The organism is Acidimicrobiia bacterium (assembly GCA_040878325.1).
Taxonomy (GTDB): Bacteria; Actinomycetota; Acidimicrobiia; order Spongiisociales; family UBA11373; genus JAUYIV01.
This window is the reverse complement of sequence record JBBDMM010000010.1, coordinates 222,370-232,647: the sequence shown is the minus strand read 5'-3', so window position 1 is coordinate 232,647 and position 10,278 is coordinate 222,370. Positions and strand designations below refer to the sequence as shown.

General features: G+C 67.3%; 10 protein-coding genes. 3 read left to right on the top strand and 7 right to left on the bottom strand.

Annotation, left to right across the window (positions count from 1 at the left end; all coding sequences use genetic code 11):
* Window positions 1-160 precede the first annotated feature (160 nt).
* On the top strand, window positions 161-874 hold the full coding sequence (locus WD184_06190) for a glycosyltransferase family 2 protein (GenBank protein MEX0826322.1): 714 nt from the start codon (window positions 161-163) through the stop codon (window positions 872-874).
* Window positions 875-886: 12 nt separating this feature from the next.
* Here WD184_06190 and WD184_06185 read toward each other — a convergent pair whose 3' ends face one another.
* From WD184_06185 to WD184_06155, 7 genes are all read right to left on the bottom strand, one after another.
* Window positions 887-3,049 (bottom strand): hypothetical protein, encoded by a 2,163-nt coding sequence (locus WD184_06185; GenBank protein MEX0826321.1) that lies wholly within the window; start codon window positions 3,047-3,049, stop codon window positions 887-889.
* Between the two features lie 109 nt (window positions 3,050-3,158).
* Window positions 3,159-3,356, bottom strand: a complete 198-nt coding sequence (locus tag WD184_06180) for a hypothetical protein (protein ID MEX0826320.1) — start codon at window positions 3,354-3,356, stop codon at window positions 3,159-3,161.
* Between the two features lie 60 nt (window positions 3,357-3,416).
* Entirely contained in the window at window positions 3,417-3,710 is a 294-nt protein-coding gene (locus WD184_06175) for a hypothetical protein (GenBank protein ID MEX0826319.1), read from the bottom strand.
* A gap of 6 nt (window positions 3,711-3,716) precedes the next feature.
* Window positions 3,717-3,944, bottom strand: coding sequence for a DUF3499 family protein (locus WD184_06170; protein ID MEX0826318.1), 228 nt, complete (start codon window positions 3,942-3,944; stop codon window positions 3,717-3,719).
* Between the two features lie 87 nt (window positions 3,945-4,031).
* Window positions 4,032-4,403, bottom strand: a complete 372-nt coding sequence (locus WD184_06165; GenBank protein MEX0826317.1) for a hypothetical protein — start codon at window positions 4,401-4,403, stop codon at window positions 4,032-4,034.
* A 1-nt stretch (window position 4,404) separates the two neighbouring features.
* Window positions 4,405-5,736 (bottom strand): DUF5719 family protein, encoded by a 1,332-nt coding sequence (locus WD184_06160; protein ID MEX0826316.1) that lies wholly within the window; start codon window positions 5,734-5,736, stop codon window positions 4,405-4,407.
* The gene (locus WD184_06155) at window positions 5,733-8,516 is read right to left on the bottom strand and encodes a glycosyltransferase family 2 protein (protein ID MEX0826315.1); all 2,784 of its coding nucleotides are present in this window, start codon (window positions 8,514-8,516) and stop codon (window positions 5,733-5,735) included. The genes WD184_06160 and WD184_06155 overlap by 4 nt, the downstream gene beginning before the upstream one ends.
* A 39-nt stretch (window positions 8,517-8,555) precedes the next feature.
* On the opposite strand from WD184_06155, the gene cofD reads away from it, so the two are divergent.
* Entirely contained in the window at window positions 8,556-9,461 is a 906-nt protein-coding gene (gene cofD / locus WD184_06150) for a 2-phospho-L-lactate transferase (protein MEX0826314.1), read from the top strand.
* The gene (gene cofE / locus WD184_06145; GenBank protein MEX0826313.1) at window positions 9,458-10,162 is read left to right on the top strand and encodes a coenzyme F420-0:L-glutamate ligase; all 705 of its coding nucleotides are present in this window, start codon (window positions 9,458-9,460) and stop codon (window positions 10,160-10,162) included. The genes cofD and cofE overlap by 4 nt, the downstream gene beginning before the upstream one ends.
* The last annotated feature ends 116 nt before the right edge of the window (window positions 10,163-10,278 follow it).

The window sequence follows — 10,278 nt, the reverse complement described above, 5'->3', positions numbered from 1 at the left end:
CCCCCCCCCCCCCCCCACGCCCCGGCTCCAGCCACAGCCCCAGCCAGACCCGGAGTCCGAGCCACGATGATTCTCTGGGCGAGGCTGGGGCTGGAGCCGGATTGGCCGGAGCCGTGGCTGGAGCCGGAGCCGACAGGTGCTCCCCGTAGACTCAAACGCCATGCGGCCGAGCGTCACCATTGTCATCCCGGTTCACAACGAGGCCGACTTCATGCCGTCGGCCCTTGCCCGGCTCTTCGACGAGCTCGACGGCGTCGAGGCGGATTTCTCGGTGGTCCTCGCCGAGAACGGCTCGACCGACGGCACCGGTGAGCTGGCCGAGCAGATCGCCGCGGATGAGCCAAGACTGAAAGTGCTGCGGCTCCCCGAGCCGAACTACGGGGCAGCGATGAGGGCCGGGTTCGCGTCGGCCTCCTCCGACTGGGTCGTCAACTTCGACATCGACTACTTCTCGGCCGACTTCCTCAGAGCGGCGCTCGCGCTCGCCGGCGACGCCGACGTGGTGCTCGCATCGAAGCGAGCCAAGGGAGCGGAGGACAAGCGCAGCCTGCTGCGTCGCATGGGAACCCTCGGATTCAACCTGCTGCTGAAGCTGCTCTTTCGATCGTCGGTAAGCGACACCCACGGTATGAAAATGGTCCGGGGCTCAATCGCCCGTGACCTCACACCCAAGGTCATCTCGAATCTCGACCTGTTCGACACCGAGCTCGTGATCCGGGCAGAGCGGGCCGGCGCCCGTATCCGGGAGGTGCCTGCCCGCGTCGAGGAGCTTCGGGACACCCGTTCCAGTTTCCTCAGCCGGGTACCCCGCACTCTCAAGGGTCTTTGGCGAATCCGCCGTGCCCTGACCCGGGAGAGGAAGGGAAGCAGGTAGCAGGAAGCAGGACTACGCCGCGTTTGGCGCCTGCTCCTTGGTGCGGTTTCTGCGGCGGATCCCGTAGATGGCGAGTGCGATCAGAGTCGCCGCCGTCATCCACTTGCCGGCGCTCTCTGCCCATGTATCGGTGAAGTTGAGCACGACATGCCCCTCGGTCGGCACGACGATCATGAGTGAGGGGGCCGCCCGGTAGGGGCCCGCGGCCCCCTCGGCCTCCCAATTCGGGAAGTAAGAGACCTTGACCAGGTGGGGAACCCCGATGGCGGTGGTGTCGAACTCGATTCGATGGTGATCGAGTACCACGTTCGTCACAATGCCGGCGGTGGCGATGGAGGGGCGGGCCGTGACGGTGACGTCGTCGATCCGCGGCCAATCCTCGGGGCCCTCCTCCACGAGCCACCGGTCGAGAGCGTCGATGTTGTCGTACCACTCGAGCGTGGCATCGAAGAAGCCCTCCTCGCCATCCCAGACCGCGGGGATGAAGCTCGCGGTCTCGACCAGATCGGACTGCGGGAGAGCAAAGACCGTGAACGGCGGTGCCTCGGCGAGAATCTCGAGCCCGTAGTCGGTTGCGGCTTTCTTGGCCGTGTCGGTGTAGGACACGTAATACTTGACACCGTAGACGCCCAGGTGGCGCACTCCCCTGTCGAAGTCCATTCCGTGGTATTGCAGCCCCGAGACCGGATTCGACGGTCGCTGGGAAACCTCGGCGGCGTTGAGGAAGTGAAACGGCGTCGTCAGCGACGATTCGAACAGCAGCCCCTCCATCGACGGGTGGCCCTCGGACCAGTAGCCGGTGAGCATCAAGGCCATTGGAGTGCCGTACCGGTTCATGTCGTTGTTGGCCTCCCACATGACGCGGCCCGGGGGGAGTGCATCGAGCTCCTGCATCAGCGACTGGTACTCACCCCATCGGTCCGTGTGGAGGATCCACTCCCCTTCGCTGGTCAGCGCAAGCTCCTGCTTGCCCTCGTAGCCCTCGTAGTTCCACGCCGCCCAGTGCGGCGTCTTCTGGATACCCGCGACACCAGCCAGGATGAAGAACACCGAGGCGGTGCCAGCAGCCAACCACCGGGTGGCTTCGCCGCCCTTGAGTCGTCGGGCGAGCGCCACTGCGGCGGCACCGACCGCCAACCCGGCAAGCAAGTGGACGAAGAAGTACCAGTACGGCAGCAAGCGGGCGTTGTAGAGCTTCCGGTAATCGATGAACTGGATCAGGTAGTAGCCGGCGACCGGGGTCACCAGCATGGCCACCGCCGACGAGATGGGCAGGCGGCGGGCGACCGCCCACACCAGCCCCGCCGCCGCCAGCAGGACCATCGGCCACAGCTCACGGGGGAACACCTTGTCGATCCCCTCTACCGGAAACCAACCCATGTCGGATGTGAGTCCCACCCGCGCCAGGAGGGGGACCGCCCAGAACGCGGCAATGCCGAAGCCCAACGCCCAGGAACCGACGACCGTGGCCACGCCCTTCCGCTTGAACAGCAACGGGATCGTGGCGATCAAGATGAGCATCGTGGTGATGATGTGGGAAAGAGCGGTGAGGGCCAGCACTATGCCGGGGCCTACCGAGAACCCCCGGCCCGACCTGATGTTCCGGATCAGCATGCCGAGGTACACCAGCGAGAGGGCGAACGACCACGAGAACGAGTACTCGCCTGCGAGGGTGGAAAGAGTGTTCCCGCCGTAGATCGAGAAGCTCTCCATGAAGATGAACGACCCGCCGGCGGCTGCGGCAACGAGGGAAATCGGCTTGGATGCCTCGAACGAGCGAGCCAGGTAGTACGAAGCGAAAGGCAGCGCCACCAAGCCGGCCACCGTCACCAACTTGAAGGCCACGCCGTACGGCAGCACGACATCCAACAACACGATCGTCAGCGCCGGGAGTGGGAAATAGAAGTAGAACACCGGGAATCCGGCGTACCAGTCCATGCTCCAGCCGAGCACCCGGCCTGACGGCAAGAGGACATCGCGCAGGAACGCCGGAAGCAAGACATGAGCCCCCATGTCGCCGCCGGTGGGGGTGTTCGCGATCAGGATCTGATCGGGCCGCATGAACCCGAATGCCACCGCCCCCGAAAGCACGAGGACGACCGGGGTCACCCACTTCCACCAAGGACGACGGGTGAACCTACCGGCGGTCGACTGCAGGGGTACTTCGGCGATCACGATCGAGGAGAGTAACGCCGCGGGGTGTTTCTGGGTTTCACCCTCGGCTCATCGCCACTTGCAGAAGGTCTTGCTGGTGGCTGGAGGCGTCACTGAACGGCGGAGCCGTTCAGTGCTTCCGCGCCTTCTCCAGCACACTCGTCAGGTCGAGCACTTCACTGCCCGACTCCCACCACCGGTGCTCGCACCGATGACACGAGTTGAAGGTGACATCGCTGCCGTCGGGGAGATTCAGTTCGATCTGGATCGCGTCGCGCGCACCACAATTGGCACATTCGACGGTCAGCGCTTCAGAGCGCCTGGCCATTTGGCTTCCTCCTCGTTTCCACCGTTCGATTTCCTTCGGCAAGCCCCCAGACGGGGTTGACTAGTTATTCGTTGGACGGGGTGAAAGGTCGGCTGCGCCGAGCTTGCCCACATACCGGGAGCGTCGCCTGCCGTCCTCACGCCAGTAGGCGTACCAGTACGGCCCGTGAGGACACCGGGTGCAGTTCTCCTTGCCACAGCGCACCAATTGCTTGCGGAGTTTCACCTCAGGAGTCCCGTCTTCGAAACGGACCCCACGCGACTCCAAGCGAGCCCGGGCGAGTATCACGATCCTCCTCAGCTCGTGCTCATCCATCTCGAGGACGGCGTCGAGCACGTCCCGGTCGATGGGCATCCTTCGTCAGGCGACTTCGAGCGAAGCGAATAGCGGGCGAACCGGCTGCCGGCGGTCGACGAGGGTCCAACCCACCGGTGGCGTCATCCGCCCGGCGTGGTCTTCGCACATCGCGTACCCGGCGCCGGGGACGACGGGCTCTCGAAGATCCTCGAGCCACATCGTGCGCTCCATGTAATGGAACCGCATCACGATGCCGGCCGGGGTCGCGCAGCGAACGCAGTGTTCGGTCATAGGGGTGGACTCTAATCACATCGGTGTGATTACGGAAGTGTGGTTCCGAGGACCCGGGCTTTGCCCGGCCGGCGATTGGCGAGCCGACTAGAGGCCGGCTTGCTTCAGGAGCACGGCGAGTTTGCCGGCTCTTACCTCGCCGACGATTCTTCCTGACTCCGCGCCCTGCGAATCCCTAACCACCACCAACGGCACCGCGGTTGCTCCGGTGGCGCGGAAGCGCTGGGGGTCGTCGCCGTAGCGGATCTCCTCGAACTCCACCCCGGAGGCGGCCAGGGCGTCCCGGGCCGCCGGGCACCGACGGCACGCCTCGTCGGAGAAGAACACAACCCGGCCGGCGACGCCGCTGAGGTCGAGGACCGCGGTGTCGGCTCGACGCCGGGTCCAGCGGATGGCGCCGAATGCGAACGCCACGGCCATCGCAACGGACAACGCGGCGAAGATCAGGCCGCCCGGCAACTCACTCCTCCTGAACGGATAGGCCGGTCGAAAACGCCGCACCGGTCGACCCAACGATGCTCCAACCGGCGCTGAAGGGGTCGGCGGCAAAGACCACGTAGCCCAGCGCGGTCACGTCGTCGACCTGAATGCGACGGATGGTTCCCGGGTCGAGGACCTCCTTCGTGTTGATCGTCGCCGAGGCGGTCAGCACACCGATGGTGACGGTGACCGCCTCGTCGCCGGAGTTAAGGAGCCACAAGAAGCCTTCGTCGGGTTCGGCTGCGCGAAGCCCCGGCAGCAGCCAGGTACTCGATGTCGCCGGTATCCCGGAAGTCACGGCGGTGCCCGCCTCCCCCGTTGCCACCACGGCCGCGGCAACCGGCGAGGTTGCAGTGAGCCGGGCTCCGATCACCGTCTCCTCGATGTCAGCGAATCCGATTCGAAGGGGAGATTCGGCCTCGACCGTGAACGTCAGTGCGGCTGGCTGCGGCCCGGCCCGCGTGAAGATGTCGACCGTGATCTCGGCGGGAGCGAGTCCGGGGTTGGCCACCACGATGGCGGCATCCTCCAGACCCGCCTGACGGGCGACCGGGAACTCCCACTCGGTCGAGAGCCCGGTTCCACTCCACCAGGCCTCGTCGGCGTCGTTCGCGAACGACATCGATGGCACGATCAAACCGCTTTCGGTGCGAACCGAGATCACGAGCGTCTCCCGCTGGCGCAGCAATTCCTGAAAGTCGATATCGCGCCACGACCGGGGGTTGACGGTGAGCGACCGCAACTCGCCCAGAGCTTCGACGCCGATCTCCGAGAATCCAGAGACCGTGACCCTGGCGATCTCGGGGAACGGGTTGAAGAGCCGCAAGCGAAGGGTCTCTCCGGTACGAGTGGATCCCCCAACGAAGAACCACTCGTCGGGACCGGAGGCAGCACATGTGTCCGCGGCGAGCACGTCGCCAACCACGGTGGCGGTGGCCGCCGACGGGCCGCCGGTGAACTCGATGAATGAGGGAGAGTCGCCCCGCTGGGCGATGTCCGAAAGGGTCAGGACCGCCGCGCCCGGCCCGAGCATCTCCAGCTGAGCCGTATCCGGATCTTCCCCGGGGATCGCCACCGGGAAGGTGAACTCCGCCTGCGCAGGCATCATCGAGGCCACCGACACCATCGAGTCTCGCTCCGCCCCCGACTGGGCCCACGAGCAGTACCAGATGGCGGCGTCGATGGGCGATTCGATGCCCGGCCGTTCGATGATTACCCCGGCAAGGGGCTCGGGTGCCGGGTCGGGGGCGGGCAGCAAATACGCCCCGGCGAGCAGCGCTCCGATCAACACGGCAATCGGAGTGCGCCTCACGACTTGACCCTCCTCCGACTCAATGCCCACAAGGCCGCCAGCGCGGCCAGCCAGACGCCGGCGGCGATCGCCATCATCCGCCGGGGACCGTACGGCTGGAATTGGACCGAGCGCTCGCTCGGGACCACCTGGTTCCACCACTCGACCTGCTCCCAAGAACCGGGCCCCCACCGGTGGTCGGCGTTGGATGCAATCGCAATCGCGGGCGTCGCCGCCCCATCGCCGGATCGATACCCGGTGCCGGCCAGGTTCCATCCGGTGCCATCAGGCGTGAGGGCCAGTGCGGTCGGCACCTCGTTGCGGAACACCGGAAAGCGAAGGGAAGTGAGCGGGACCAGATCGAGCTGGGCGGCGAAGACCTGCTCGAGCGGGCTGGGCTCGGAGAACACCACCCACCCGATGCCGAACTCGGCCAGCAGTCCCCCGGCTCGGCGAACCCGTCCGTCGAGCAGGTCCTCGAGCACGGCGTGGAGTGCATCATCGCCAAGCCGGGGCTCATTGAGCCGGGACTCCCAGGTGGTCGGGTACGGGGGAACGATCACCCGGTAAGGAAGACCTTCGAGTTGTCGGGTCGTGCCCGGCAACGCGATGCCGAACATCAACACCCGGGTCGGAGCGGCGTTCTGCGGGACGGCGAAAGCGAGATCGCCGGTCAATTCGTCTGCCGGAAGGCCCGCACGCCCCGGCCCGGCCACCAGCATCGTGAGCATCACCAGGACGACCGTCGCAGTCGTACCGGCGACCACGCCGATGTACTCGGTGCCCCTCACCTGTTTGCGCCGCGAATTGGCGTCGAGGGCGCATCCGACGACCACCGCCACACCGAGAGCAGCCGCGATCTGCCCGACTACCTCGACCGCGGCTCCCGAACCGAAGCTGCCGCTGCGGGCGGCGATGGCACCTAGTGCAGCCAGCACGGCGCCCCAGGCGCTAAGCGACATCAGCACCGGATCGCGTGAGGCCAGCGCACCGAAGACCGCCAGGGCCACAAGAAGAACCATCGGCCACGCCGGGTCCCAGAAGGCCTTGTCGCCCTCCCCGAGGTGGCCAAGGAGGTCGGCGTAGGGGACCCACGGCAGCAAGAGCGGCAGGGCTGCCACTGCGGCGATCGAAATGCGGCCGACTGCACCCCAGCGGTTCCCTAAGCCCACCAGGGCCCAGATCACCAAGGCCACCACGGGCACGACCAGCGCCAACGGGGTGAATGCCGCGATCACACCGACGGGGAGGACCACCCCGGCAAACCGGCCCGCCTTGGCAAGCCGCCCCCCGGTCCACGGCCGTAGCGCGCCCGAGACCGCCCACGGCAGGGCGGCGACCGATGGGATCGCGGTCCAATGGGTGGACGCGGTCGCGCCCGCCAGCGCGAAACCACCCATGAGAACGATCCCGGAGAAGTATCCGGGAACCGAGCCGATCCCCCAGGTCCGCAGCAGCCGCGCCATCCCGAAGATCCCCAGCAGGAACGACCCCAGCACGATCACGGCAACGGCGGCACCTCCTCGGCCCAGGGTCAGGAGTTGCACCAGGGCGGTCGCTGCCACCGAAGGGTGCAACACCTCGGGCGAACCCAGCCCGGCCGGGTTCCAGCCTCCGGCGTAGGCACCGAGCGTCGCCACGGCCGAATCCGGTGGCGGGAGGGAGAACCCCCCGACCGGCAAATGGTCGCCCCATATTCCCCGAGTGGCCATGAGGCCGAAGAGGATGGCGAGGAAGCCGATGAAGAAGGCCGGCTTGCGAATCCGCTGCTGCCCGGCCTCGACCGCTTCATTGAATCCTGAAAGCACGCCTTCGGGGAATCGCGACCGCAACCGCTCTCCCACTTCCTCGTAGATCTGACGGAGCCGCGCCGACCCATTCACCTGGTAGCGGAACAACTCTTCGTCGCCGACCTCCCGCCCGCGGCGGGCCTGCCACCGGGCTCCGATCGCGGAGGGCAGTTTCCAGATGTTCCAGAACCCGGCGGCGATCACACCGGGCAATGGGAACCGCCCCACGAACAACGCGAGCACGCTCTCGAGAAGCCCGACCAGGAACGCCACCGGCAACGCCCACAGCAGGGTCAGCCCGCTGTAGGCCTTGATCATCGCCCGGGTCTCCCCCGCCCGCTCCCGCCACTTTGGAGCAGGGTCGGGGCCTTCGTAACGCACCACCGACGACGGAATGACCACCACTCGACCACCGCGGAGCCGGGCCCGCTGGCAGAAGTCGATGGCGGCCGAGGTCTGCGTCATCTTCGGGTCGAGACCGCCCAGGCCGCGGAAGATGTCGCGGCGGATGAGCACCGAAGTCCCGGCGACCGAGGCCACGTCGCGGATGACGTCGTACTGCTCCTGGTCGAGTTCGCCTTCCTGCAGACCGCTGTAGGGGGCGTCGAACACGTCGGTGGCGTAGCCCACCGAGATGAGCAGCTCGGGGTTCTCGAAGTCGACCACCTTGGAGCCGGCGACGGACGCGTCGACCCGGGCCCCATCCTCGATCAACGCCTTGAGCGCTCCGGGCTCGGGCCGCGCCCGCTGCCGCAGCGCCCAGATGTAGGAAATGTCCGGGCCCATCGTGTCGTAGATGCCGCCGATGTTGGGGCGCCATGAGGCATCGGAGTCGGCGGCGACGCGCCGCACGGCTTCGTCTCCGCCCACGACGAACACCTTGGACGGTCCGTACACTTGCCGACCGATCGCTTCGAGGCACCGCTGAAGCAATGCCGCGTCGTCCGCAGTGACCACCGCGGCGACGGAGGGCGCGGGAGCCGCGCTGGGAGTGGAAGGATCCGTGGACATGACCGGGGCGCATTCTATGGAGGCAGGGATTTGAGCCGGGTGACCCTCCTCTCGGGCGGCGTCGGCGGGGCGCGCGCGGCGCGTGGCTTCGCCTCGGTGCTTGCCCCCGAGGAACTCACCGTGATCGTGAATGTCGGCGACGACGAGCGGATTCACGGAGTGCATGTCTCCGCCGATCTCGACACCGTCGTTTACACGCTGGCCGGGGTCGAGGGACCGCACGGTTGGGGCCGGGCAGACGACACCTTCACGGTGATGGAGGCCCTGGAGCGGCTCGGAGTCGACACCACATTCCGGCTCGGCGATGTCGACCTAGCCACCTGCCTCGCCCGCACCCAGGCGCTCGACTCGGGGGAGACCCTCTCGTCGATCACCGATCGGACGGCACGAGTGCTGGGCGTGCGGCACCGGGTGTTGCCGGCCACCGACGATCAACTGCGCACCAAGGTGCGCACTGCCCAGGGGGAGTGGTGCGGTTTCCAGGAGTACTTCGTGCTGCGCGGCAATCGCGACGAGGTCGCCGAGGTCGATTTCGAAGGAGCCGAGCACGCCAAACCCGCTCCCGGAGTGGTCGAGGCGATCGAAGAGGCCGACCTGGTGGTGATCGCCCCCTCCAACCCCCCGCTCTCGATCTGGCCGATCCTGGCGATCCGGGAGATCCACGACACCGTCCTCTCCGCCCCCCGGGTGGTGGCGGTGAGCCCCCTGTTCGGCGGAAAGGCGCTCAAGGGCCCCGCCGATCGGGTGATGGCCTCCCTCGGCCTGCCCGCAGGCACCGCCGGGGTGCTCACCGCCTACCGAGCACTGCTCAGCGATCTGATCGTCGACCAAGGCGACGCCGACGAGGAGGTCGACTCCGGAGAGGTCAAGATTCACCACATGGACACTCGCATCGCCCACCCGGACGCCGCCGCCCGCTTCGCCGCCGAGGTACTTGCCCTATGACGCTCGTCATCACCCCCCTCCCCGGAATCCCTGAGGTCACCAAGGGGGACGATCTCCCCACCATGCTCCTCGACGCCATCCGCCGCGCCGGCCTCGAACCCGAGCCGGGCGATGTGCTGGTGGTCACCCACAAGGCGGTCTCGAAGGCAGAAGGTGCCGTAGTGGACCTCGAAGGCGAGGAGGAACCCGCCTACCGGGCGCTGGCGATGCGAGAGGCGGTCGACATCATCCGCCGCCGCGGCGACCTCATCATCGCCCGCACCAAGCACGGCTTCATCTGCGCCAACGCCGGCGTCGACCGTTCCAACGCCGCCCCCGGCACCGCGGTGCTCCTCCCCCACGATCCCGACCGCTCCGCCCACGGCATCCGCATGGCGATCAAGGCCGCCACCGGCGTCGACCTGGCAGTCATCATCAGCGACACCTTCGGCCGCCCCTGGCGCAAAGGCCTGGTCGACGTAGCGATCGGCCTCTCCGGCATGGACGCCATCCTCGACCTCAAAGGCACCGTCGACGCCAACGGCCGCGAACTCCATGTCACCGAAATCGCCGTAATCGACGAAATCGCCGCCGCCGCCGACCTGGTCATGGGCAAAGCGACTTCGGTGCCGGCGGCTCTGCTCAGGGGACTGGAGTTCTCACCGGGAGAGGGGCGGGCGCGCGACCTGGTGAGGTCGGCGGAGGAAGATCTGTTTCTGTAGGGCGGGGGCCCCCCCCCCCCCAAACCGAAGATGCGCTCACGGGTCCAGTCCTGCTCGCAGAGTCAGCTGCCCCCCTCGGCCCTTCGGGCCACTCCCCCCGGAATACCGGGGGGAGA